The following is a 24382-nucleotide window of genomic DNA, read 5'->3' as shown; positions in this document are numbered from 1 at the left end:
AGCGCTGTATCATTTTACAAAATGAGGGTAATGATTTTAGTGGATAAGGAAATTACTGGCGGTCAGAATACTTGGTATGGCCCATGTCGCATGGATGATCTGTGCTCAGGCCATACCAAATATTAGTCGTTGTCATTGAGCATATCCTCCATCTGTTTTTTTAATGGAAAACCGCATCCCGAATGACATCCAGCGAAGCAGGGTTCTCAATCAAGGCAATATCACTTGGCTCACGTCCTTCACAAATAGCTTGCATAGTGCGGCGAAGCATTTTTCCTGAACGAGTTTTTGGTAATTGAGTCACAAAATAGACACGTGCCGGGCGTCCAACACTGCCGATTTTTTTATCCACCAATGCCATTAGTGCTTTTTCCAACACAGCAAAATGGTCTGCATTCTGGATTTCCCGCCCTTCCTTGAGAACAGCAAAAGCAACCGCTGTTTGTCCTTTTACTTCATCTTTGATACCAATCACCGCAACTTCTGCCACGTCTTCATGGCTGGCGATGCATTCTTCAATTTCTCGTGTTCCCAGACGATGGCCTGAAACATTAATGACATCATCAGAACGCCCCAGAATAAAATAGTAACCGTCGCTGTCACGGATCCCCCAGTCAAATGTTGAGTAGACTTGTTGATCAAAACTTTTCCAGTACGTATTGATAAAACGGGTATCGTCTCTATAGATGGTCTGGATACAACCGGGGGGAAGAGGGCCTTTGATAACCAGCATTCCCTTTTCGTTAGCACCACATTCCTGACCGGTCAGTTCGTTGATCAGCTTGACGTTGAAACCATACATAGGAAACCCTGTACTGCCAAAACGGTTTGGCCTATCGTCCAAACTGCGTGCGATTGCCATAATCGGCCAGCCAGTTTCGGTTTGCCAGTAATTATCAATCACAGGTACATTGATGGTTTCGGTAATCCAGCGGGCAGTGTGTTCATCCAGCGGCTCTCCTGCCAAATAGAGTGTTTCCAGTGATGAAATATCATATTTAGAAATATAATCCGTAGGGTATTTTTTGAGGACACGGATTGCAGTTGGAGCAGAAAACATTCTGGTAACTTGGTATTTTTCGACAATTTGCCACCAAATACTGGCATCCGGGCGTATTGGTAGCCCTTCATACATGATAGTTGCCATGCCCGCGATCAGAGGTGCGTAGATAATATAGGAATGCCCGACAACCCAGCCGATATCAGATGTGCAAAAGAAAACGCCACCGGCCTTACCGCCAAAAATAACATCCATTGATGTCGCCAGTGCCACGGCATAACCGCCAACATCTCGTTGTACGCCTTTGGGTGTCCCGGTTGTGCCTGACGTATAGAGCACACAGGATGTTTCATTGGATTCAAGCCATGTAACGGGAACGTTCGCAGCCAGATGTTCTTGTCGTAATGTGGCGAAATCGACATCTCTATCTTCCACCCAATTAATCTCAGCCAGCCCACGGTTTACCATCAGTACATGGCGTGGGGTATGATTGGCCAACTCAATAGCTTCATCCAACAGTGGTTTATAGGGGATGATTTTACCTCCGCGTGAACCGGCATCCGCAGAGACAACCAGAATTGGTTCAGCGTTATCCAATCGGGTGGCAAGACTATGGGAAGCAAAGCCGCCAAATACCACCGAATGAATTGCACCAATGCGTGCGCAGGCCAGCAAAATAAACAGGGCTTCGGCCACCATTGGCATATAAACAACGACGCGATCGCCTTTTTTTACACCGAGCGACAGCATTATGGCGGCAGCTCGGTTTACTTCCTGATGTAACTCCTGATAGGTGAAAACGCGCTCACTACCCGTCTCGGTTGAAATGGCAATCAGCGCCTTAGCATCGGGTTGACTTTCCAGCCAGCGATCCAATGCGTTATAGCAAAGATTAGTTTTACCCCCGCAGAACCAACGGGCAAAGGGAGGATGACTGTGATCGAGAGCTTGTTCAAAAGGCTGTTGCCAATGTATTCGTTTGGCTTGTTCAGCCCAAAAGGCATTGGGATCATCAATCGAATGCTGATAGAAATTTTGGAATGACATAATCTCTCCTCGCGTTATGCAGATGAGAGGCGGTTTCTGGAGCCAGAACCGCCAATGGCCATGCCTTTCATCATTTCAAGCTGCTGTTTTTTTAGTTGTGATGCAGCTTAAAATTAATTGGATATATAGATTATATAACGTACAAATCGAGGTATTCGTTCACAGGAACATCTTTTAATGACATGAAGTCAAGAGATACCGCCAGAATTTTTTGTTGTTGCTCTTTCGGGAATTGACGCGCCAGATTGGTTTTAAATTTTTCTTCTAACAGCGGGATGCCATCTTTTCGGCGGCGAGCGTGCCCAATCGGGAATTCGACCTTCACTTCATCAAGCTGAGTTCCATCGGTAAATACCAGAGTCAACGCATTGGCAATAGAGCGTTTTTCAGGGGCATGATAATCACGGGTAAAATCAGGATCTTCGACGCAGATTATTTTTTCCCGTAAGGCATCAATGCGAGGATCAACGGCGATATCATCCTCATAATCCGCTGCTGTCAGGCGGCCAAAAATCAGTGGGATGGCAACCATATATTGAATGCAGTGGTCCCTGTCTGCCGGATTGTTCAGTGGGCCTTGTTTATCGATGATTCTGATGCAGGCTTCATGGGTGCGGATAGTGATTCTGGCGATGTCTTCAACACATTTTCCAAGTTCTTTCAGTTGTTGATGCAGGCTCATTGCCGCTTCTACGGCGGTTTGTGAGTGGAATTCTGCGGGGAAAGAGATTTTAAACAGCACATTTTCCATCACATAAGAACCATAAGGGCGCTGGAATTTGAATGGCTGACCATTGAACAGAACATCATAAAATCCCCATGTTTTTGCTGTTAATACGGAGGGGTATCCCATTTCGCCCTTTTGCGCCATCAATGCCAGACGCACTGCGCGGGAAGTGGCATCTCCCGCCGCCCAGGATTTGCGGGAGCCGGTATTGGGGGCATGGCGGTAAGTTCTCAGGGATTGTCCGTCAACCCAAGCCAATGAAACTGCGTTTAAAATTTCCTCCCGCGTCAAACCCAGCATTTGAGCGACTACTGCCGTGGAGGCGATTTTGACCAAGACCACATGATCCAACCCGACTTTATTGAAGGCATTTTCCAATGCCAGGCAGCCTTGAATTTCATGCGCCTTAATCATGGCTGTCAGTACATCCCGCATAGTGAGTGGCTTTTCTCCTTGGGCAACCGCATTTCTGGATAACCAGTCGGCAGTGGCAAGGATGCCGCCAAGATTATCAGAAGGATGTCCCCACTCAGCCGCCAGCCAGGTGTCATTAAAATCCAGCCAGCGAATCATTGCACCAATGTTGAATGCAGCCTGAACAGGATCGAGCTGAAATTGAGTTCCCGGTACGCGAGCACCATCAGGCACAATCGTTCCCGGCACAATAGGTCCCAATAGTTTTGTGCAGGCGGGATATTCCAGCGCTTCCAATCCGCAGCCCAAGGTATCTATAAGGCAATGATGGGCTGTGGCGTAAGCAATCGGGGATGTTATGACGTAATCCATGACATAATCCACAATATCGACAATCACCTGATCGTAATCAGGACGGTTGTTAACAACAGAGGTAGACATAATTAATCCTTAAGTCATTATTTGTAAATTAAACTATTTACGTTGATCAATCGGTATAAATGTCAAATTCTCGGGGCCGGTATAGTTAGCCGAAGGACGAATAATTTTGTTATCAATGCGCTGTTCAATAATGTGTGCGGCCCAACCGGAAGTGCGGGCAATGACAAACAGTGGGGTAAACATGGCCGTAGGAATCCCCATCATGTGATAGGACACCGCAGAAAACCAATCGACATTCGGGAACATTTTTTTGTTATCCCACATGACAGATTCGATTCGGTCTGCAATGTCATACATCTGAACTGTACCTGCGTCTTGAGAAAGCTTCAGGGAAATCTCTTTAATTACCTTATGGCGAGGATCGGACACGGTGTAAACCGGATGACCAAAACCGATGATGACCTCTTTTCTCTCCAGACGGGTAAGAATATCGGCTTCAGCCTGATCCGGCGTGTCATAACGCTGCTGGATATCAAATGAAACCTCATTGGCTCCACCATGCTTTGGCCCGCGCAGGGCACCAATGCCCCCGATAATGGCAGAGTAAATATCTGATCCTGTGCCGGCAATCACACGGCTGGTAAAGGTGGAAGCATTAAATTCATGCTCGGCATACAAGATTAAAGAGGTGTGCATTGCCTTTTCCCATGACTCTCGTGGTTTTTGGCCATGCAGGAGATGGAGAAAATGCCCGCCAATGGAATCATCATTGGTTTCAACTTCAATGCGGCGCCCATTATGGCTGTAGTGATACCAATAAAGTAGTATCGAACTGAGCGATGCCAGCAAGCGATCCGCGATATCACGGGCGCCTGTAACGTTATGATCTTCTTTTTCCGGCAGGGTACAACCCAGTACAGAGACCCCCGAGCGCATCACATCCATCGGGTGCGCTACTGCCGGCAAGGCTTCCAATGCTGCTTTAACGCTACTGGGCAGGCCACGCAGTGCTTTTAATTTGGCTTTATAGAATGCTAATTCTGCGCGGGAAGGGAGTTTATCGTGGATGAGCAGGTAGGCTATTTCTTCAAACTCACAATGGGCAGCCAAATCGAGAATATCATAACCACGGTAATGTAAATCGTTACCGTTTTTCCCTACTGTACAAAGCGCTGTGTTGCCTGCTGTAATGCCGGAGAGGGCAACGGATTTTTTCGGTTTTAATGCCGTTTTTTCAGGAGATCCCGCTGTTGTATTCTGTTGATTCATGAGTATCACCTTTGCTATTTTTTCTGAGAAAACAGGGCGTCCAGTTTTCGTTCAAAAGCGTAGTAGTTGATGCTTTCATAAAGTTCATTACGGGTTTGCATCATATCGATGACGTTCTTTTGTGTGCCATCACGACGCAAAGAGGTATAGACCTGCTCAGCCGCTTTATTCATGGCCCGGAATGCAGATAGTGGGTAGAGGGCAATGGCGACACCGACACTTCTCAATTCTTCGACGGTAAAAAGCGGCGTTGCACCGAACTCGGTAATATTCGCCAAAATGGGAACCTGAGTTCTGGATGAAAATTCCTTATACATAGGCAGTTCTGTAATAGCTTCAGGGAACAGCATATCCGCGCCTGCTTCAATATAAGCCGCAGCTCTTTCGAGGGCGGCATCCAGCCCTTCCACTGCGAGTGCATCGGTGCGGGCCATAATGACGAAATCTGCATCGGTACGGGCATCAACGGCAGCCTTGATCCGGTCTACCATCTCCTCTTTAGAAACAATTTCTTTATTCGGACGATGACCACAACGTTTAGCTCCAACCTGATCTTCAATATGAATTCCCGCAGCACCTGCTTTAATAATAGAACGAACAGAGCGGGCGACATTAAATGCAGAGGAACCGAATCCGATATCTGCATCCGCGAGCAGCGGTAAATCACAGACATCTGTAATGCGGCGGATATCAGTTAATACATCATCCAGCGTGGAGATGCCCAAATCTGGCAACCCCAGTGAGCCTGCTGAAACCCCGCCACCTGAAAGATAAATGGCCTTGTAACCTGCTCTTTTCGCAAGTAACGCATGGTTTGCATTGATGGTTCCGACCACTTGTAACGGAGATTCGGCTTCTATTGCCTGACGAAAAGCCAAACCGGCAGAGGAAAATGCCATACATAACTCCACTGTTACTAAAATGAAACCAATTTGTGTTGTTTTGTTATTAAAGCAAGGTTGATGCCAAAAATTAGAAATAAGAGAGAAAAATCAGTAGGTAATATGATTGATGTGCTCTTTTTTGTTATTAATCAAATGAATATATGAAACCCGTTTAATTATATGGTTACTGGTTTCCTATTGGTTATAATGTATACTTGTTTCATTTTGAATCAATTATGTTTCATCTATGTTTCATTTATTAAGAATGAAACATAGATGAAATTAATGGTTGCACTCATTGAAAGAGGAATGGGGGAAATATGGCGTCAGTGCATGCAGGTGAGCGTGATAACAGTAAACCCGTGATCTGGACCGTTTCCGTTTCCAGACTTTTTGATCTTTTCCGCGATATTACGCCTGAATTTGATCATCAGGCTGATATCACCCCGATTCAATTGGGTTTTGAACATGCAGTGCAACATATTCGCAAGCGTTTGGAAACAGAGCATTGTGATGCTGTCATTTGTGCGGGTTCTAATGGTGCATATTTGAAAAGCCGCTTATCTGTGCCTGTGATTATCGCGAAAGCCAGTGGGTTTGATTTTATGCAGGCATTGGCTCGTGCCCGGCAAATCAGCTCCCGGATTGGCGTCATTACTTACCAAAATCCCCAGCCTGTATTGGAAGAATTTCAGCAGAGTTTCAGCCTGCGCATCGAACAACGCAGTTATGTGACAGAAGAAGACGCCAGAGCACAGGTAAATGCTTTGAAAGCGATGGGAATCAAAGCCATCGTTGGTGCAGGGTTAATAACCGATCTTGCTTATGAAGCGGAACTGGTGGGCGTTTTTGTCTATTCTGCCGACTCTATCCGGCTGGCATTCCAAGATGCGTTGGAAATGGCCAGAATGGCCAAGCTGAGTCAGGCTGTGATTTCACCTTATCCTACGGAGGATAAACTACGTACTCGTCATACAATCAGTGACATCAGGGGAAATGCTACTGGGGTAGAACATGTGCGCAATACGATCATGCTGTATTCCCGTTCGGCGGCTACAGTTTTGATTCAGGGAGAAAGCGGGACAGGAAAAGAGCTGGTGGCACAGGCGATTCACCATGAATATACCTTGCGTTATGGTCAGTTGGCAGGCAAGCATCCCCGGCCGTTTGTGGCTGTTAACTGTGGGGCGATTACAGAATCTTTGTTGGAAGCTGAATTGTTTGGCTATGAAGAAGGCGCTTTTACGGGTTCCCGGCGTGGCGGGCGGGCCGGATTGTTTGAAGTTGCGCACAGGGGGACGTTATTTCTGGATGAAATTGGCGAAATGCCGTTACCGCTGCAAACCCGATTATTGCGGGTATTAGAAGAAAAATCTGTCGTCAGGGTAGGGGGATATCGCCCAATTGCTGTTGATGTTCGTATTATTTGTGCTACGCATTGCGATTTGGATACATGGGTAAGGGAAGGGCGTTTTCGGACAGATTTGTTCTACCGTTTGAGTGTATTGCGGATTAACATACCGGCTCTACGGGAAAGGGGAAGAGATATCAGTTTGTTGGCGCTGGAATACTTACAACGGGCATTTGCTGCACTTAACTTACCTGTTTCATCTTCGAGAGTCCAGGAACTTGCTGCGTGTGATGAAGCATTGCAGTCTTATGACTGGCCGGGAAATGTGCGTGAACTGCGTAACTTAATGGAACGGATAGCACTGTATTTGAGCGCCCATCCTGAACAAGCTTTGACACCGGCATTGATATTATCACTTTCACCAGAGCGCCAGATTGATATCAGTACAATCAACAATAATCTGAAAGCTGCTCAGATTAAGGCATCCCCTATTACTGAAAGCGCACTTTCAGTGCATGATATTGTTGCGAGATTTTCAGGTAATCGACGGGCGGCTGCGGAATATTTGGGAATTAGCCGCACGACATTATGGCGGAAATTGAAAAAGGAGAGAGACAATAATTAAAAAAATGCGATAAACTTTATGAATTACAAATTTTCGATCGGTAGTTTTGTTAGCTGAATATATGCCTTAGAATCATGCGGATGATAATGTATTTTAAGATTTTTCCATTACTGCTATTAATGATTCAATGAGGGGCTGTCATTAAGTTTGTTAACTCAATTATCATAATGACAAACTCCCTGTTTTATCAATGCCAATTAGGTATTCTGACAGATGAATAATAACCGTTAATTAGTTCTTATTCGCCAGTAAATTCGCATATCGCTTCATATCGATATTTCCACCACTCAAAATAATCCCGATACGTTGCCCCTTTAATTGTTCCCGCATCGCTTTTGCAGCAGCAAAACCTAAACACCCGGTAGGCTCGACAACGGTTTTCATTCGCTCTGCTAAAAAATACATGGCGTCGAGCAGTTCTTCATCTGATGCTGTCAGAATATCTTCAACTAAATGTCGAATGATAGGAAACGTGTGCTGTCCCAAATGCTGTGTTTGTGCGCCATCTGCGATAGTTTTTGGGGTTTCGATATGAACAATTTCCCCTGTTTTAAAGGATTGCTGCCCATCATTACCGGCGGCTGGCTCGACACCAAAAACCCGGCATGTTGGCGATAAATGAGCGGCAGAAAGTGCAGAGCCAGACAATAAACCACCCCCGCCGAGGGGAATAAACAGGGCATCTAACTCGCCGACTTCTTCAAACAATTCCTTAGCGGCAGTCCCTTGACCAGCAATGATATGTGGGTGATCGAAAGGTGGAATAAGAGTCATACCATGCTTTTCTGCCAGATGACGGCCTATTTCTTCGCGATCTTCTGTATATCTGTCATAGAAAATAACCTTACCGCCGTAATCTCTGGTCGCTGTCACTTTGGCTTGTGGTGCATCCTGAGGCATGACAATGGTAGCAGAAATATTCAGTAACTTGGCTGCTAACGCGATTGCTTGTGCATGATTGCCGGATGAAAAAGCAATAATTCCCGCTTTTTTCTGTTCATCACTGAATTGGCATAGGGCATTCATGGCCCCACGAAATTTGAATGCGCCCATTTTTTGGTAATTTTCACACTTGAAATAGACCTGTGCATTAAACATTTCGTTGACTGTCGTTGAGGTGAAAACGGGAGTCTTGTTGATATATTGCTTCATACGGGAGTGGGCTTCAGAAATAGCATTGTAATCAGGAATAAACTTCATTATGTGAGCCTCCTGCGCTCAGTGATGCCTTTTTATTTGTACTCTGAATCTTTCAAGTTGCAGTTAATGCTAAGATGATTTTCATCATCGTAATACTTCCTAAATATTAATATATTCTTGTGGTATCCAGCCAGTTTCCCCTGATTCTTTATGCGCCCAATACCAGCCGTTTAAGGTGTTTTCCAGATAGAGACATTCTCCTGTTTTAACTGTTAGTTCATGAGCTGTATAATTCTCTAGGCATATTGCTTTATTAGGAGGAATAAAATGTAAAATTTGTTGAGGAACCCAACCACTGATATTTGAATCATTAGTTGTCCAAACCCAGAAAGGATATTCAAGGTCACTATAACTAACTGAAACGACATCCCCAACCTGTAATTTTATCGGATTCGGGTAAGCACTAGCATAATCACGGGTAACAATACCTTTTCTTAGCATTTTCACTCCTGAACTATTTTGATAATTGGAGGGCTATGTCTAATAAATGGATTTCAAAATACTATCAACAAAGCTGCAAGTTGAAAAACAACGGAGATATATCCATATCTTCTCCAGTTCACTCATTAGATTATCAATAATATTAAAGGAAAAGTTTATTTAGAATAATATGATTTAAATGTATCTGAAAGGGTTGTTTTCCATAATTGTGATGGTTGGCAATTTTATTGTAAATCACTTATTTCTTATTGGTATTATAATTTCATTCATTATATTAAAATGGCTCTCGTTCTTTACTATTTTTGTTGAGGATAAAAAAAGAGGTTATTTATAATCTAAGCTTGATAGCAGTGCAATATCTTGTTGTTATTAGCAACTATCATTTCAGTGCTCCATAAAAGGTGAATTAATAACCAATCAAAAATATTTATTAAGTGATATTTTTAATAATTTCATCATAAGGAGAACCGTATGAAAATGATGAATATGATATCTGGCACAATCTTAGCGGTTTTATCTTTTTTATGGACTTCTACTGCTTTGGCAGAGGAAAAAAGTGTTAATACCGAAGAGCACTCAGAGTTATCTGCTGAATATAATATGGAGTTTATCCATCTTTCCTCCTCTCAATTGAATCTTGTAGTAGAAAAAAAAGACTCTCAGTGTATGTACGAGAGCGGTGATGATCAGTTTAATCTTCCGATTGGTAAGCAACATAGCGTCTATTTAGAAGATAGTAATAATTTTTTTAGTGGTTGCGCATTTAAAACAAAAAGTGTCGAATGGAAAATTTTTAGTGGTCCTATAAGTTGTCATTTGATATTTGAACATGGGTATGATACCGATTGGTATACAGAGATTAAAGGGTGTGAAAATATAGTTGATAGGGCTAGTTGCAAAGGAGAGGATTGCAATCAGAAAAAGGTTTATGGCGGAGACTCAAAGATTGATATAAAGTTAGAGATTTCGGCAAGTTAAATTTAAATATTTATTTTTTATATACAAAAGGGAGGGTTTCCTCCCTTTGTCTTGTTCAAGATAATATCCCGTAATCCCCTTGATTACTCATAACTTGGCTTTTTCTTAATAAGAAATTAACTATTTTAATTAAGTTATTTTATTAAGGGGAGAATGACGCAATTCTATTTTAATATTGACATGGAAATTACCGGGGTTATCTTTATTCGAAAAAAATCAGAGATTGTTGACTTATGCAATAACGCTCAATGCCAAAGCCTGCTATTTAAATTTTGTCACTATTTGCAAGTTGAGGATGGAGGCAGGAACGTGAGAGGTGTAAGGCAATTAATAAATGTAATAATTCCTACTCAAAAATTAAAACTGATGAATGCTTTAACACCTAGGTAGTGTCCATTGATGCCCATAAAAATAAAATGGGTGGGCGTAAGGTGGACATTGGACAAACAAAAGGGCTACATGGAAGTGTAGCTCCTTACATTGATGATAAGGTGGAAAAGGGCGGCAGCATCACGTTTGAGACCTTCCACCGTCAGAATATGTATTTACCCGAATGATTCCAGAACTGGTGAAAAAAAGCCATCGTGGACGGTGAAAAGGTTTACTATATCAATAGCAAGCCGTGTGATATTCCCGAAGGCTGTCGCTTAGACGTCCGTGTCCAGATGCCGGAGGATTAGGTGTGGAATGTGGGGTAGGGGGTATGGAGAAATTTAGCTATAAGGAAATAGAGTAAGAAAGGGCTGACTAAGATAATAAAGTGTATTAGCCAAGTGAGATACATTGATATTATTTCACCTGGCATTATTTTACTAAAAATATTTTATATATTAATGAGTTAATTATATTTCTTCGAGAGGCGAATAACGTGACTCTATTTTGACATTAACGTAAAAGTCACCGGAATTATCAAAATAATTACTATCTAAAAATAAAAGAGTTAATTCGCCATCTGTGGGCACTGTCTTATGGAGTACTCCATTACCAATCTCATATGTCTTGTCACCAATTTTTGCAGCTAAACCACCACTTGGAGGATTAGGAGGAACCCCTTGAAGTGCAGACCACGGATTCGGACGGTTGTCATTGACAAATTTCACCTGATGGATATTATATCCCCCTTTTGGAGCACAAGTCCTGTCGGTTGGCCTTGCTCAAGTTTACCGGGAACAGCTCCAGACCAATCATACATAGTATTACCTCCAATTATGTCTTTATAACTTTATGAAGGCGGTGGGATACTTCTCCGCCTGTGAACATCAATAAAATAGGTTCATCAATATTGGAGAGAGCTTCTGGTTAGAATGGCACGGAATGGTTGGTGGGACATTAATAAAATCTATTTACCGATGGCTTACTGATAAGACTTAGCATACTGATAGTGGGATATAACCCTTGATTTCCTTAATTTCTGTCTCTCTGACAGAATTATTAAAAATCAATTGGTTATGTTAAATGATGGAATTGCGCTCTTTTAACCTATTGATTTAATTGAATTCCCGTTCTGTGAAGGAAATAGGTAAAATCAACGACTTAGCTAAAGGTGGGATTTCTCACCTTTAATTCAGCCCGCTTCCGTTTCAAACGGAGGCGTGAAATTAACTCTAGGGATTCCTTGAGGTTAAGGAGTTCAATCTCAGAGGCTACCCAATAATATTGGGTTGGTTATAAATGGCTCAGTACGTTTAACATACTTACCTGTCGTCGAGGTCATTATCTCAGTGACCTCGAAGAATACCGTGGTCCTTACTTTGGCCTACCCAATAGCTTTGGGTTGGTTGTCTTGCTATATGGGACAAGAACTGCCCCTCTTTAAGAGGGGCAGTTTGACCACCGAAAATATCGGTATGCAAACTGGTGATCATTTGTGCCGACGAAATTCGTCGTGAGTCACTCAGTTACCCTGTGTTGGGAGAATCACAATGCAGAGCTTAAAGATGATTGGAATTTCAACCATGGCTCAGATTTGAGCCATCTACGGCAACTATAGGGATTTCCTCTATAGTTGATTACCCTGAGAGTTAAAGGGTAGATTTCTGTGCTATGGCGATCAATCTTCCTTTTCATCCTTACCTTAGAACTGACCTTATCTTCTTTAGCAAAAAAAATCATTCGCCAAATAACATCAAAAAATTTGAATATTTAAAATTACTGTTTATATGCACAGAAAGGCATTATTTCAGAGAGGAATTTTAATAGTATTTTTTCGAATAAAATAATGATGTCCGTTCTTCGATATGTGTCTTAGAGAGAATGATCTGAGGGGCAAGCCAGACCCAAGACAGACAAAAATGGCGTGTATTTTTGTTACACTTTCTTACAAATAGAAATACATTCGTTACAAATAAAAACACCTCAGAGGGGGATTCTGAGGCGTCTCGATTTTAACTCCACGTGCATTTCACATGCACTTTGAAGTCCTTTTACTGTCATGACAGTGACCTACCAACTTTGCTAACTTCTTGTTTTTCAAGTTGTTGTCCTTACACTGTCCTACCAAATTTGGTGGAGCTGGCGGGAGTTGAACCCGCGTCCGAAATTCCTACATACCACTTTAATAGTATCAAAAGCAATAATTTACTTTATTTTTCATATGGTTGGTTTTATCTGATGTCATTCGGTTTTATGCGTTTTTATCTCTTTGTCGCCAAATCGCCGCCATGAATTAGCGGTTCCAGTTGAGATTGTGAAGTGGGTTTTTTGTTACTGCATCTTCCAAGTGATCGGGCGCAAAGTGAGCGTAAACCATGGTCATTTTAATGTCTGCATGACCTAAAATATCTCTCAATACCAATATGTTTCCGCCGTTCATCATAAAGTGGCTGGCGAAAGTATGGCGCATAACATGAGTACATTGCCCTTCCGGTAGGTCAATGCCAGCCCGTTTAACTGCACGTTCAAAAGATTTTCTACATGGGGTAAATAGTTTTCCCCTGTTTTTAGGAAGTTCCTCGTACAGCTCCTGAGATATAGGAACAGTTCTGTTTTTCTTGCTTTTGGTTTTTGTGTAGGTAATTCGGTACTTTGATATTTGATGGCCTTGCAGATTTTCGGCTTCGCTCCAACGCGCCCCGGTAGCCAAACAAATTTTCGCAATCATTAACAGGCTGGGGCTTTGGGAATCAGCGCAGGCATCAAGTAAGCGTTTAATTTCTTCCGGCGCTAAGAACGCCAGTTCACCTTCTGCGATTTTAAATGTTGGCAGACCTGCGAGGGGATTGGGCGCAGGCCAGTGACCTAATTTTTTTAGAGTGCCAAAAACAGATGATAGGTTGCGTTGTTCAAGGTTCACTGTCCGAGGCTTAACTGGTGACATCAGCGCATCTTTTTCATTTTTGATTTCGCCTTTTAACCGGGCTTCTCGGTATTTTGTGAAGTCGCCAGCGGTCAGCTCTGAGGCAATGGGATTACCTAGCCCATTGCAGATAATGTTCAGCTTCGCCATTAACCTCTTGGGGTCAGCCAGCGTCTGTCCGTAAAGCGAATGCCATTGTTCAATTACTTCGGACAAGTGACGCCGATCTTCCTTTTCACCTAGCCATGGTTTTTTATTCACTTCTTCCATGGTGAAGTTTTCGAAAGCGATGGCCTCGCCTTTTGTTGCAAACTGCTTACGCAGGCGTTTGCCGTCACGCCCGTTAGGGTAGCATTCACACAACCATTTCCCATTAGCCTGCTTTCTAATGCTCATAGTCAGATACTCTTAATGACTTTTACAACACGCCCGATGGTTTCAATATCATCGATGGAGCATTCAAAAGACGATTCATCTTGGTGAACGACCATTCTATTACCGGGGATTCGCGCAACTTTGACTATATTTTTTATTCCATCAATATCAACTAACCACACACCATTTACCGGAGGTGTTTGGCTTCGGTCAATCACGTAAGAGTCACCGGTGGTGTGAACAAGTAAAAGATTATTTGCATCTGAGGGAAGTAGGCTGCTATCCAAAAATGCTTTACCTGTATCAATTAGTGAACCATTGGAGAGAGTAGCTTTATTGATTTCTGGAGATACAATCTCAGAAAGGTGTTTTATTTTTTTGGGGTTCTCAGAATTAATTTTATTTTCTGATTCAGATTCAATATTAGGGTTCGGTTCCCCTTGCCCTGTGGTTAACCATAACAAAGATACCCCTGTTTCCAGAGCACACTGGATTACCCATTCTGCAGGAAAGGCATCCCTTAAGTATCTGTTTGCCATAGTGCTTTTTGACGCATCAAGGTGATCGCATAGTTGCTGTCTGGTTTTAAAACCGTAGGCAGTCATTAGCCTATGGATTGCCTCTCTTCCTCCAGTATTCTCACCTGCTTTTACTTGTATCATTATTTGATCCTATTGACGTATCATTTTTTACATCTTAATATATCTTCAGGCTTATTTATTAAACCTGATAAAACAAGATAAAACGAGCTTAAACCTAGAGATGATGCACTATGAGCACTGATATTTCAATTCGTGTACCAAAAGAGCTTGCAACGCCTGCAGAATTTGCAGAATGGGAAGGTATTTCCCGTGGTTCTGTTTATCAGAAAATCCATCATGGAAAGCTCGCTAAGTACATGGTTAAAAAGGACAAAAACAAGGGTAGAGTCAGTTTGCTCTATCTAAAGTACAAAACTGATCAAATCCGCGAATCCCTTGGTCATTCCAATTTCAGTATCAATATTATTGTTGGTTAGTAAGACCAATTATAGGAACTTTTGGAGGGACTAACATGTTTGACTATCAAGTATCCAAACAATCCCATTTTGATAATGCGTGTCGTGCGTTCTCCAACGCGCATAAAGGTAGCTTAGTACAAATAGCGGACTCTATCGGTATGTCTCCGCAAATGTTGCGTAACAAGCTGAACCCTGAGCAGCCCCACATGCTGACTTGTGTTGACTTAATGAAGTTAACCGATGCCACAGAAGACGCCTCCATTCTGGACGGTCTACTGGAGCAATTACAGTGTCAGCCCGCCGTGCCGGTGAATGAAGTGTGTGATGCCAATATGCCAAGCTACCTGCTAGGAGCAACAGCAGAAGTGGGCAAGCTGGCAAGTGAAGCTGTTTCGGGTGAACATCTAAACCAGACCCGTGTCGCGGAGTTTAAGAAGACCGTTAACAATGCAGTGCGGTTATTAACGTTGGCAGGGGTGACCATTTCATCAAGATTGCATTCCAATCCTGCATTGAGTTCGGCAGTGGATGCGATGGCAGGCATGGGTGCATCCTTGGTCTAAGATGAGGTGAAGCAAATGAACACGGAATACCAATCTGAACAGCGAGCCAACAAAATAGCTTTTGATGTGCGCGTGAATGGTTTAAATCAACTGGCAAAAATCAGGCAGCAACATCTTAAAGCGGGTAATGAGCAATTGGCGACCTTTGTTGATGAAATGCGCAATAAACGCAATCCGAATTATGTCGATAATATTCGCGTACTGGCAGCTATTTTCTTTATTGCCAATATTAAAAAAGAACGGCATGGGCTGGAATTAGATCAATTTAGCATCGAAGAGCGAAGCGAGATAATTAAAGCTATCAATAAAATTAAGGCGGCCGCTCCATTATTACCAACGGGTTTATCGCTACCTAATTAAATAATAATTACCAACTTAATTTTAATGGCGTCAACACGTCAGGGATTCTTTTTATCTAAAAACAGGAAATAAAAATATGTTTGATGTTATTGACCGTGCTTGCCAGCACGCAGAAAAAACACTGGAGCGCCAGATTGCCGCACATATTAACCGTCCGGTCGGTGTTTCAGCGTTTGAGTGTGAAGACTGCGGCGAAGCTATTCCCGAAACACGCCGTGCTCAAGTGATGGGTTGTACTCGCTGTGTTGATTGCCAGACTGATTTTGAATTACAGCAGAAGCATTACTGTCGTGTTTGAAATTAGCGGGTAATTAAACCCGCATTATTGCTACTGATGGTTGTTTTTAAATTTAAATTATTTCCACACAGGGAGTACTACAAACATGATTAAATTATTCGCGGGGAATATTTCGGTTGGAAACCATTGCGACAACCGGGTGTTGAATCAGTATCCACTGTTGCCACCCACACCGGATGTACATCACCGCCTACAATCGAAGCAAGAAACTCGTTTAACTGAGTCGAAACCAAAAATACGTTCGTTCCATTTGGCAGAAATGATGGATCGCTACGGAGAAAAAACTCAACGGTTTTCCGAGTTGCGAGGGCAGCAAGATGAATATCTGTCACTCGTTCTTCCCAAGTGTACCGCTCATCCCATTCAGATATACGGATGCCCGGACAATGTTGACATGCGATATCTACTGCGCGCTGAGCTAATGCTCTCCATTCTTCGTGTGATCTCCAGTCGCTCGGCAAACACGACTTCATATTCTGAGCAAGATTCATTCGATACTCTTTTGCTGGCAGCCAACGAGATTCTATGTGACATGCCGTTACGTCAAGAAAGGCGTCACAAGCGGCGTACATGTCGCGGGCTGTTAAAAGCCTTACTTCGCCTAGAGGAGCATCTTTACCGTACAAAAACTTCATCTTGTCGGTGTAGTGGTCTTTCTCAGCAGCAGCCTTAAAAAAATTCATCCATTTAATTCCTATAGTTAAAATTAATTTACTTTATGCTTAATCAGGTAGTGCAGCAAGTCACAGAGCAAAACGGCGCACCATCACTAGCGCGCCGCCAAACCAGCAAACTCCAGCCAGAGATGCCACACGATGCAGCTCTGGCTGCTGGCGTTTCTACGCCGTGGAATAATCCCATCCAGCCGATAGTACGCCCGTTCCCGACTTATGCGGAACAGTACCAGAAAGAAGAAGAGCACCAAGCGATTGCCAAGGTGATCAAAGAACGTGAACATGTTCAGCAGCTACTAAAAAAGCAGCCGTCTATCGTTCGTCTTGATGTTCAATACAAAGCTAGTGTTTTAGAAAAGGAGCAAGGGACACCACGCGCCGAGGCTTTTTTATCTAAGACATTCGTTGATCGTATCTTACCCAGAGTTACGTTAGTGACTGAGCGTTACCAGATTCAGGAAATGAACGCAGATAATGCAACGTATATGGGGCGGTTTAACCGTATTCCCGATATAACACGGGAAGATGTCGAACTGCTGGCAAGGGACATTGCTGATTTTATCAGTCGGGAATTACAGACACTCGTAGACGAAAGACCCGAAGAAAGCGGTCTGAAACGGGCGCATGTCCTGTATCTGCGGGCGGCGGCGATCACCAAAGCCTACCGTCAGAAAATCCCTTACTGGGATAAGTTAACAGGCAGCTTCTTTGATGAAATACAGGCTATCGCGGCCATTTCCCGCATGATCTCTGATAAGTGGTGGTTAGGCCGTCTCCGCCGTCTGGCGTCAGAATGGCGTGAGCACTTGCAGATTTCCATCAACCGCGTCAGCAAAAAGGCCAGTACCTACGCCAGCAAAATGACCATTTCAGAGTGGAAAGAGCAGAAGCGCCGCACAAAAGACTTTATCAAGTCGATGGAGCTGGAAGACGAAGAAGGTAACCGTATCAGCCTGATTGATAAATATTATGGCAGTGTGGCGAATCCGGCTATCCGCCGTACTGAAATGATGGTACGCATCCGGGGCTTTGAAAATATCTGCAATGAACTGGGCTATGTGGCGGAGTTCTATACGCTGACCGCCCCCTCTAAATATCACGCCACTACCCGGCACGGGCACCGCAACCGCAAATGGAACGGATGCAGCCCTGCGGATACACAACAATACTTAAGCGGCCTCTGGGCAAAAATCAGGGCCAAACTCCATCGTAACAATCTGCGTATCTTTGGTATCCGCGTGGCTGAACCCCATCACGATGGTACACCCCATTGGCATATGCTGTTTTTTATGCAGCCAGACCAAGCGGATCAGGTGCGCGACATTATCCGTGAGTATGCCACCCAAGAAGACCGCCACGAACTGTGGAATGAAAAAGCCGAACAGTGGAATGAGAAAGCCCTGAAAGCCCGGTTTCATGCCGAGAAGATTGATCCAGAGAAAGGCTCTGCAACGGGTTATGTGGCGAAGTACATTTCTAAAAACATTGATGGCTACGCGATGGACGGCGAGCTGGATGATGAAAGCCAGCGCCCGATGAAAGAAGCCGCTATCGCTGCCAGTGCATGGGCGGGGCGTTGGCGTATTCGTCAGTTCCAGTTTGTGGGCGGCGCGCCCGTGACGGTTTATCGTGAATTGCGCCGTATGGCAGATCATGACGTGGCGATGGGCTTAAGTGTTGAATTTGCGGCGGTGCATGATGCAGCGGATAACGGCGACTGGGCAAACTATATCAATGCACAAGGTGGCCCATTCGTTCGCCGTGACGATTTGGTCGCGCGCCTGTGGTATGAAACGCAGCCGGAAACTAATACCCACGGGGAAGATGTGATCCGAATTAAAGGGGTTTTCTCGCCTTTGGTCGGAATGGATACCCCTATTCTAACTAGGCTCAAGAGCTGGAAGATTGTGCCGAAGTTAGCCGAAGCGCCAGCGGAGGCTGGTGTTAGCGGTGCGCCCGCACCGCCTAGGAGTTCTGTCAATAACTGTACGGGGGTGTCTGGTACGGTCAACGGCAGTAGTGAGGTGCTTATTGAAAAAATTATCGATTATGCCGATTCCATCGGAATGGATTTTAGCCGATTTATGGCGAAGTCATTAACCATGGCAGGAAAAATCAACATAGGCGGACAGCCATTTAAGTTATGGACGAATGGCAGTTTTATTCCGATGGAGTCAGAACGGCAGAAAGAGGCGCGCCGCGATAGGTTGTGGGCGCGAATTAATCAACTTGGGGAAATGAGGATGAAATCATGAAAATGTTTTTATTGATGCAAACTATTTATCGCTTTAGCAGGAAATTACCCTATGAGGAACGGGTAGTTATCGGAGTTTTTTTATCCCGCTCAGATGCTCTGGCTACTGTTGATAGTGATAGAGCATCTTCTTTTGATATCCTTGAATTTGATATCGATATCAAAGAACAACAAGTCAAGGGTATCAAATATGCCCGTGATTTATTGATTGCTTCATACCTTAGAGGGTTCATTGATAAACCGGAATCAGAAATCCGGGATATCGCAAAAATGTTGAATGGTGCAGCTGAACAGCTAAAACAAGAAATATCTGACAGTTGGGTTTGGGATAACTTTGCCGATCAGTGGTTGTCGGAATGTGCAGCTGACTGATATCGAAAGAACAAAAAACACCCTTAACAGGCTTGTCGAAAACTTAGGTTTAGATATTGATATAAAAGCTATTTTTCGCAATACAAAAGCAAGTTATGAGGGATTTTTAGCGAAAAATTCTAGAAATATCGGGTAGGTCACACAATCAGATATTACCTAATGCAATTAATTCAGAGGGCAATTATATTAATAGCATCTGTTTATACATACAGTATTTTAAATGTTAATAATTAAGAGATTAGGGAAAAATGTTAGATGCTTTAAATACTTCCATTCTTTTAGACCGTATGGAATTAATGTGCAAACTGGGTTGTTCTGAAGATTTTAATGATAATGACAGGCGGACGGCTTTCTATTGGCTGGGGGAATTGACTGAGCAAGTGAAACGTGAAATGGAAACGCTGATAGAAAAGCCACATCATAGTGGCTTATCAAACGCTGAATCAGGCTGCATTGGCTTGCAGCAAGTCTAACGCCATCTGGCGCTGTTGCAGATTGAGGTTATTAATCACAGTCTGCAACAGAATATCGCCCGTTTTGGCACTGGGGCTGATAGTGTGTGAGAACGTCAGATTCATCACAAAGGTATGTCCACACTCCACATCCGAGCATGAACAATAGACATCAGCAATTTGGTGGTGCATCCGGTTGGTTTTGCGAATGACAGCTTTAGCGCCGCACTCGGTACAGATTATTTTTAATACGCGCATGTTCCTCATTCCTAATGTATCGATTTTCCTCGATTTTATCATTTTTATGCTCATTCTGCACCCGAACTTACGTTATCTTGTTTGAAACGGATATGTAATATTTCTGGCACACCAGGGTTATTTATCGCATTCATGAACATATTTTGAACGGGAATAACTTCATCCTTGCGGTAGGCAGCACGCGCTTTTTCCGGATCACCCAACCCAGCGGCATTGGTCGGAATAATCCCCGCCAATCCAGCTGGGAATCGGTGGGCAGTCAGCACGTCTTGCGAGCTGATACTTTTGACATTGGCAAACTCATCATTGGCGGAAATGTCCCCGACCGGAATAAACTTAATGCCGTCAGGGTCACCGTTGGGAATACTCACAAACATGGTTTCAAAATTACCGATGCCCTTGCTTTGTGCCAGCTTGTTCTCTATTTCTTTTTCGGCTTCATCTGAGATATTCGGGTCATTGATGTAAATCATGCCGCCTGTATGCCCGCCGTTATGGTAATAGCGACGGCGAAAGATAGTGGCTTCCGAGTTGAGTAAGGCCGCATGAATGCCACCGATATAATCCGGCAGGCCATAAACTTGTTGCTGAGGATCATATTGCTTAATGAAAATCACTTCTTCAGGGGAGTAAACCAATGGCTCACCTTCCTGCAATACCACAAAATCGCCGTCTTTGCGGCGGCGCAGGTAAAGGGAGGGCAGCACCTCCAGTCTCACAATGTCGCCCCAGAAGTTACGCACTTTCAGGATGGCCACATCCCCGAAAATCAAGAAATTGATGATAGCTGCTTTAAATTTCTCATGCGTTAGCCCGCCATCAAGATAATTAGAGGCAATCATATTGTGGCGGGAGTAGATAATGCCGCCGTGCGTCCCGTTCATATTAGTCAGTTGCGCCAGTGCCAGACGGTCAATTGGCAGGGTGTAATGATCATAATCGTTGTCATACCAGATTTTCTGGTAATCCGTCATGGTGGTGAGTATCGGCTCGGGTTTACCCAGTGTGATCAGGCTCATTTTCCGTTGGCGGTCGTTGGTGTGTGGCGCTTTAGCGGTCTTCCTTAACTTTTTCTTACTCATCATGCTGCCTTTGCAAATTTATATTTAGAGGTGCGTTTCTTCTCGTAATTTAACGGCTCATTCATCAGCGCATGAGCGATGGCCCAGAATACGTCAGCGTGTCCGGTTTCCTGCGAACGGTCAGCCACGAAGGTCATTGCACCGCCTTTGCCTGTGGTGGTGTGCCGGATAGCCAAGAATGAGGCCAGGATTTCTTTTTGTTCTTCATCCCATTCGAGACGTTCTTCACTGACCACATCGATCATCTTCATGACCAGTTGATTTTTGCTCTGCTGGCTATAGTGAATGGCCTGTGTCTGGCGGGGCGCAAAGTCCTGTACCATCTCGTAGACACCGTGACCAATGCCCGTGGTATCAATGCCGATATGGGTAAAGCGGTAACGTTTGAACAGCTCTTCAATCAGTTTGGCCTGATGCTTCCAGTTCATGCCCTGCCAGTAGAACGTGGCCAACACCCGAAAGGCTTCGCCAGCCATCAATGGTGGGGCAACAATCACAAAGGTACTGGTATCACCGGAGCGGGCAGGGTCGAAGCCACCCCAGACTTCCCGCTCACCAAACGGGCGCGCTGCATCCGGATCGTGATCTTCCCACAGGTTAATATCGACGCCGCATTTATCCAGTTCATGGTATTTGAAGACGGAGGCGCCGCTATCCACAAACTGGCACATATAGAGCATGTTGAAGGTATCGGCATTGTACTTGTTACGCAGACGGTCGATGCTGGCAAGGTTAAACCCGCCTTTGATAGCATCTTCCAGCGTAATAACGTAACGCCACTGCCCGTCAGGACAATCCCGCCCGCCATCACGCATCTCATTGAACGTAGGAAAGAGCACATTCTTACGTTTGGCATCACTGCCGCGCCATGTGTCACCCATCCAGAATGGATAAGCCGGATGCGTTTTGGCACTGGGCGTTGAAAAATAAGTTGTGCGCCAATGGTCATGAGTCGCCATTGCAGAGGCGACTTCATTCAGGTGCGTAAAGCTGGGCACCCAGAAGTATTCATCACAATACAAATGGCCGGAATAAGATTGCGCGGTGTTCTTATTGGTGGATAAGAAACGCAGTTCTGCCCCATTACTTAGGCGCATCGGGTTGCCCGTTAATGTCACACCGAAGAATTGTTCAGCAATATTGACGATATAAGAGCGGAAAACTTCGGCCTGTGGTTTGGACGCTGACAGAAACAGTTGGCTTTTTCCCGTTAACACCGCATCTTCAAAGGCTTCAATCGCAAAATACCATGTTGCCCCAATCTGGCGCGATTTGAGAATATTTCGCACATGCTTATGCTTATTGGCGCGCAGATGTTTCTGATAGCCAAACAAATTGCCATCAACAAAGGTCTGGAAGTCTTCTTCTGTCAGCGCGGAGATATCATTTTTGCGATAGCGTTTCTTTTTCTTCGGTTCACCATCACCAGAGGAAACATATTCACTGTCATTGCTGGATTGTGCCCGCGCCTGAATCTCAGCCAGCTTCTCTTTATGTTTATTCGCCTGTGCCATCAGTTTGACATGATGGGCAATCAGGCGATCCTGTTCATCCTGTTCAGGCGCTGTTTTGTTATTACGTTCACTGAGCAGGGCAATACGGCGATTGATGGCCTCAGCCACCGTTTCATGACTGAGCATATCCGCCCAGCTCCACTTTTCCGCCCAGTAGTAAATGATCCGCCGATTGGGAAGATTTAATTCACTGGCAATTTCAGCCGGAGTATAGCGGCGCAGGTAAAGCGACTTCGCCACTTTTATTAATTCATCAGAGTATTTAGCCATATCCTTAAGCATCCTTGTCCTTGGTGCCCTCATTATGCAGGGCGAACAGGCGGCTTTCGTTCGGTTTACTTCGGTTACATTCGGTTATGCGTTATATCCGAATTTATCCGACTTGCGCCCCTCGCGTGAGCCAATTGAATTCGCAATACTGTGTCTGAAGCAAACGACAAGGATGCAATATGTCTCAGTTAATGACGAACTGGATATGTATTGCCATGGAGGGCGACACCGTTGATGGCCGGACAATCGAGCCGCAATGGATCTTGGAAGCGGCAGAGCTATATGACCCTCAACTGTATACTGCCCGAATCTGGCCGGAACATGAACGCTGGTTCGGGGCGATGGGGGAAGTGCTCGCGGTCAAAGCCGAGCGGGGTGATGAGGGAGCTTTGCGTTTATATGCGCAACTGCGCCCCAATCACCGCTTGTTAGAGGCTAACCGGGACGGGCAACTGCTGTTTACCTCCGTGGAATTTACGCTTAACGGTAATTTTCGCGGCACAGGCAAAACCTATCTGGAAGGGCTGGCAGTGACTGACTCGCCAGCCAGTGTAGGCACTACCCGTCTACAGTTTAATAAAAGGAAAAAACAGCATCGATTTGGGGCGTATAAGCCGCTGGTGATTGATGAAGTTAAGGAATTTAAGGAAAAGGGAACAAAGATGGCTAAGGGTACTAAAGGCACTAAAAAATCATGGCGCAGTATTTTCAATATTGAAGAACAGGAAGAGACCACGACCGAACCATCCGGTGACGATGCGTTGCAGGCACTGGCTCAGGCCGTCGCAGATTTGGAAGCTCGCGTGGCGACACTGGAAACCGCTCAGGCATCTACAGAGCAGGAAGTGGAAGCGGTTCAGGAAGATGTCGAAACAGTGAAAGAAGTCGTAGACACCGAAGAGTTTGCTCGCTTACGTGACAGTCTGCCATCGATTTTGAAGAACTTTGGCAAGCTGAATAACATTGCCACTCCATTGCCGAAGAAAAATCCGAAAGGCAATAAAGACAAGAATTTTAACTATCTGTAACACCTGATAGAGCAAAGGGAAGAGCTATGCAATTAAATCAACGGGCACGCGGCTATTTGCAGAATTACTCTGTGGGTTTAGCTGATGCCTATGGGGTTGCGGATACCTCGCGTTACTTCGCACTGTCCGATCCAAAAGAGACCGCGTTGCGCAGTGCGTTGCTGGAATCGGTCGAATTTCTTAACATGATTACCTGTGCGGATGTGGATCACCTTTCCGGGCAGGTCGTATCGGTCGGTAATCCGGGACTCTATACCGGGCGTAAAAAAG

At 44.5% G+C, this 24382-nt stretch carries 25 protein-coding genes and 1 pseudogene; 13 read left to right on the top strand and 13 right to left on the bottom strand.

Translation table 11 applies throughout. The annotated features are described in order from the left end of the window. Window positions 1–160 precede the first annotated feature (160 nt). The 4 genes from AAC854_RS09695 to prpB all read right to left on the bottom strand — a co-directional run bounded on the left by AAC854_RS09695 (window position 161) and on the right by prpB (window position 5737). The gene (locus AAC854_RS09695; protein ID WP_340616916.1) at window positions 161–2047 is read right to left on the bottom strand and encodes a propionate--CoA ligase; all 1887 of its coding nucleotides are present in this window, start codon (window positions 2045–2047) and stop codon (window positions 161–163) included. Window positions 2048–2177: 130 nt separating this feature from the next. Beyond that, window positions 2178–3629: a bifunctional 2-methylcitrate dehydratase/aconitate hydratase gene (locus AAC854_RS09690; protein WP_340616915.1), complete on the bottom strand. Its 1452-nt coding sequence runs from the start codon at window positions 3627–3629 to the stop codon at window positions 2178–2180. 33 nt (window positions 3630–3662) lie between these two features. Next, complete coding sequence (gene prpC / locus AAC854_RS09685) at window positions 3663–4838, bottom strand: bifunctional 2-methylcitrate synthase/citrate synthase (protein WP_340616914.1); 1176 nt, start codon at window positions 4836–4838, stop codon at window positions 3663–3665. A gap of 14 nt (window positions 4839–4852) precedes the next feature. Continuing rightward, entirely contained in the window at window positions 4853–5737 is an 885-nt protein-coding gene (gene prpB, locus AAC854_RS09680) for a methylisocitrate lyase (protein WP_340616913.1), read from the bottom strand. A gap of 305 nt (window positions 5738–6042) precedes the next feature. Between prpB and prpR the strand changes: the two genes are divergently transcribed. Then, window positions 6043–7698, top strand: coding sequence for a propionate catabolism operon regulatory protein PrpR (prpR, locus tag AAC854_RS09675; protein ID WP_340616912.1), 1656 nt, complete (start codon window positions 6043–6045; stop codon window positions 7696–7698). A 231-nt stretch (window positions 7699–7929) separates the two neighbouring features. Here prpR and AAC854_RS09670 read toward each other — a convergent pair whose 3' ends face one another. Both AAC854_RS09670 and AAC854_RS09665 read right to left on the bottom strand, forming a co-directional pair. Continuing rightward, entirely contained in the window at window positions 7930–8898 is a 969-nt protein-coding gene (locus AAC854_RS09670; RefSeq protein ID WP_340616911.1) for a threo-3-hydroxy-L-aspartate ammonia-lyase, read from the bottom strand. Window positions 8899–8997: 99 nt separating this feature from the next. Next, window positions 8998–9339, bottom strand: a complete 342-nt coding sequence (locus AAC854_RS09665; protein ID WP_340616910.1) for an SH3 domain-containing protein — start codon at window positions 9337–9339, stop codon at window positions 8998–9000. A 471-nt stretch (window positions 9340–9810) separates the two neighbouring features. Here AAC854_RS09665 and AAC854_RS09660 point away from each other — a divergent pair, with 471 nt between their 5' ends. Then, a complete protein-coding gene (locus AAC854_RS09660; RefSeq protein WP_340616909.1) occupies window positions 9811–10317 on the top strand; it encodes a hypothetical protein in 507 nt (168 codons plus the stop codon). A 584-nt stretch (window positions 10318–10901) separates the two neighbouring features. Beyond that, the gene (locus AAC854_RS24730) at window positions 10902–10997 is read left to right on the top strand and encodes a phage tail fiber protein (RefSeq protein WP_475637809.1); all 96 of its coding nucleotides are present in this window, start codon (window positions 10902–10904) and stop codon (window positions 10995–10997) included. A gap of 162 nt (window positions 10998–11159) precedes the next feature. Here the strand turns inward: AAC854_RS24730 and AAC854_RS09655 are convergent. The 3 genes and pseudogenes from AAC854_RS09655 to AAC854_RS09645 all read right to left on the bottom strand — a co-directional run bounded on the left by AAC854_RS09655 (window position 11160) and on the right by AAC854_RS09645 (window position 14649). Continuing rightward, window positions 11160–11509, bottom strand: a pseudogene (locus AAC854_RS09655) (LecA/PA-IL family lectin). 1473 nt (window positions 11510–12982) lie between these two features. After that, window positions 12983–14008, bottom strand: coding sequence for a site-specific integrase (locus AAC854_RS09650; protein ID WP_340616908.1), 1026 nt, complete (start codon window positions 14006–14008; stop codon window positions 12983–12985). A gap of 2 nt (window positions 14009–14010) precedes the next feature. Further along, window positions 14011–14649, bottom strand: a complete 639-nt coding sequence (locus AAC854_RS09645) for a phage repressor protein CI (RefSeq protein ID WP_340616907.1) — start codon at window positions 14647–14649, stop codon at window positions 14011–14013. 110 nt (window positions 14650–14759) lie between these two features. Between AAC854_RS09645 and AAC854_RS09640 the strand changes: the two genes are divergently transcribed. The 4 genes from AAC854_RS09640 to AAC854_RS09625 all read left to right on the top strand — a co-directional run bounded on the left by AAC854_RS09640 (window position 14760) and on the right by AAC854_RS09625 (window position 16208). Beyond that, complete coding sequence (locus tag AAC854_RS09640; RefSeq protein WP_340616906.1) at window positions 14760–15005, top strand: Rha family transcriptional regulator; 246 nt, start codon at window positions 14760–14762, stop codon at window positions 15003–15005. Between the two features lie 35 nt (window positions 15006–15040). After that, on the top strand, window positions 15041–15550 hold the full coding sequence (locus AAC854_RS09635; protein ID WP_340616905.1) for a phage regulatory CII family protein: 510 nt from the start codon (window positions 15041–15043) through the stop codon (window positions 15548–15550). A gap of 15 nt (window positions 15551–15565) precedes the next feature. Continuing rightward, window positions 15566–15910, top strand: a complete 345-nt coding sequence (locus tag AAC854_RS09630; RefSeq protein WP_340616904.1) for a DUF5347 family protein — start codon at window positions 15566–15568, stop codon at window positions 15908–15910. A 76-nt stretch (window positions 15911–15986) separates the two neighbouring features. Next, complete coding sequence (locus tag AAC854_RS09625; protein WP_340616903.1) at window positions 15987–16208, top strand: TraR/DksA family transcriptional regulator; 222 nt, start codon at window positions 15987–15989, stop codon at window positions 16206–16208. 89 nt (window positions 16209–16297) lie between these two features. On the opposite strand, the gene AAC854_RS09620 is transcribed toward AAC854_RS09625, so the two are convergent. Beyond that, on the bottom strand, window positions 16298–16699 hold the full coding sequence (locus AAC854_RS09620) for a hypothetical protein (RefSeq protein WP_340616902.1): 402 nt from the start codon (window positions 16697–16699) through the stop codon (window positions 16298–16300). A gap of 227 nt (window positions 16700–16926) precedes the next feature. On the opposite strand from AAC854_RS09620, the gene AAC854_RS09615 reads away from it, so the two are divergent. The 4 genes from AAC854_RS09615 to AAC854_RS09600 all read left to right on the top strand — a co-directional run bounded on the left by AAC854_RS09615 (window position 16927) and on the right by AAC854_RS09600 (window position 19981). Then, on the top strand, window positions 16927–19137 hold the full coding sequence (locus AAC854_RS09615; protein WP_422824072.1) for a replication endonuclease: 2211 nt from the start codon (window positions 16927–16929) through the stop codon (window positions 19135–19137). Continuing rightward, window positions 19134–19508 (top strand): hypothetical protein, encoded by a 375-nt coding sequence (locus tag AAC854_RS09610; protein ID WP_340616901.1) that lies wholly within the window; start codon window positions 19134–19136, stop codon window positions 19506–19508. Before AAC854_RS09615 ends, AAC854_RS09610 begins: the two co-directional genes overlap by 4 nt. Beyond that, the gene (locus AAC854_RS09605) at window positions 19495–19644 is read left to right on the top strand and encodes a hypothetical protein (RefSeq protein ID WP_340616900.1); all 150 of its coding nucleotides are present in this window, start codon (window positions 19495–19497) and stop codon (window positions 19642–19644) included. Before AAC854_RS09610 ends, AAC854_RS09605 begins: the two co-directional genes overlap by 14 nt. 112 nt (window positions 19645–19756) lie before the next feature. After that, window positions 19757–19981: a hypothetical protein gene (locus AAC854_RS09600; RefSeq protein WP_340616899.1), complete on the top strand. Its 225-nt coding sequence runs from the start codon at window positions 19757–19759 to the stop codon at window positions 19979–19981. Here AAC854_RS09600 and AAC854_RS09595 read toward each other — a convergent pair. Genes AAC854_RS09595 through AAC854_RS09585 form a run of 3 tightly spaced genes read right to left on the bottom strand, consistent with a single transcriptional unit; the run spans window position 19952 to window position 23084 of the window. Continuing rightward, window positions 19952–20272: an Ogr/Delta-like zinc finger protein gene (locus tag AAC854_RS09595; protein WP_422824071.1), complete on the bottom strand. Its 321-nt coding sequence runs from the start codon at window positions 20270–20272 to the stop codon at window positions 19952–19954. The genes AAC854_RS09600 and AAC854_RS09595 overlap by 30 nt on opposite strands. Then, the gene (locus AAC854_RS09590) at window positions 20269–21300 is read right to left on the bottom strand and encodes a phage portal protein (protein ID WP_340616897.1); all 1032 of its coding nucleotides are present in this window, start codon (window positions 21298–21300) and stop codon (window positions 20269–20271) included. The genes AAC854_RS09595 and AAC854_RS09590 overlap by 4 nt, the downstream gene beginning before the upstream one ends. Further along, window positions 21300–23084: a terminase large subunit domain-containing protein gene (locus AAC854_RS09585; protein ID WP_340616896.1), complete on the bottom strand. Its 1785-nt coding sequence runs from the start codon at window positions 23082–23084 to the stop codon at window positions 21300–21302. The genes AAC854_RS09590 and AAC854_RS09585 overlap by 1 nt, the downstream gene beginning before the upstream one ends. A gap of 179 nt (window positions 23085–23263) precedes the next feature. Here AAC854_RS09585 and AAC854_RS09580 point away from each other — a divergent pair, with 179 nt between their 5' ends. Further along, window positions 23264–24112: a GPO family capsid scaffolding protein gene (locus AAC854_RS09580; RefSeq protein ID WP_340616895.1), complete on the top strand. Its 849-nt coding sequence runs from the start codon at window positions 23264–23266 to the stop codon at window positions 24110–24112. Window positions 24113–24138: 26 nt separating this feature from the next. Continuing rightward, window positions 24139–24382: P2 family phage major capsid protein (locus tag AAC854_RS09575; RefSeq protein WP_340616894.1), on the top strand; the 244-nt coding region annotated here is incomplete at its 3' end.

Origin of the sequence: Xenorhabdus entomophaga (assembly GCF_037996725.1) — a bacterium.
GTDB lineage: Bacteria > Pseudomonadota > Gammaproteobacteria > Enterobacterales > Enterobacteriaceae > Xenorhabdus > Xenorhabdus khoisanae.
The sequence above is the reverse complement of the archived record's forward strand: the minus strand, read 5'-3'. Positions and strand labels throughout refer to the sequence as shown.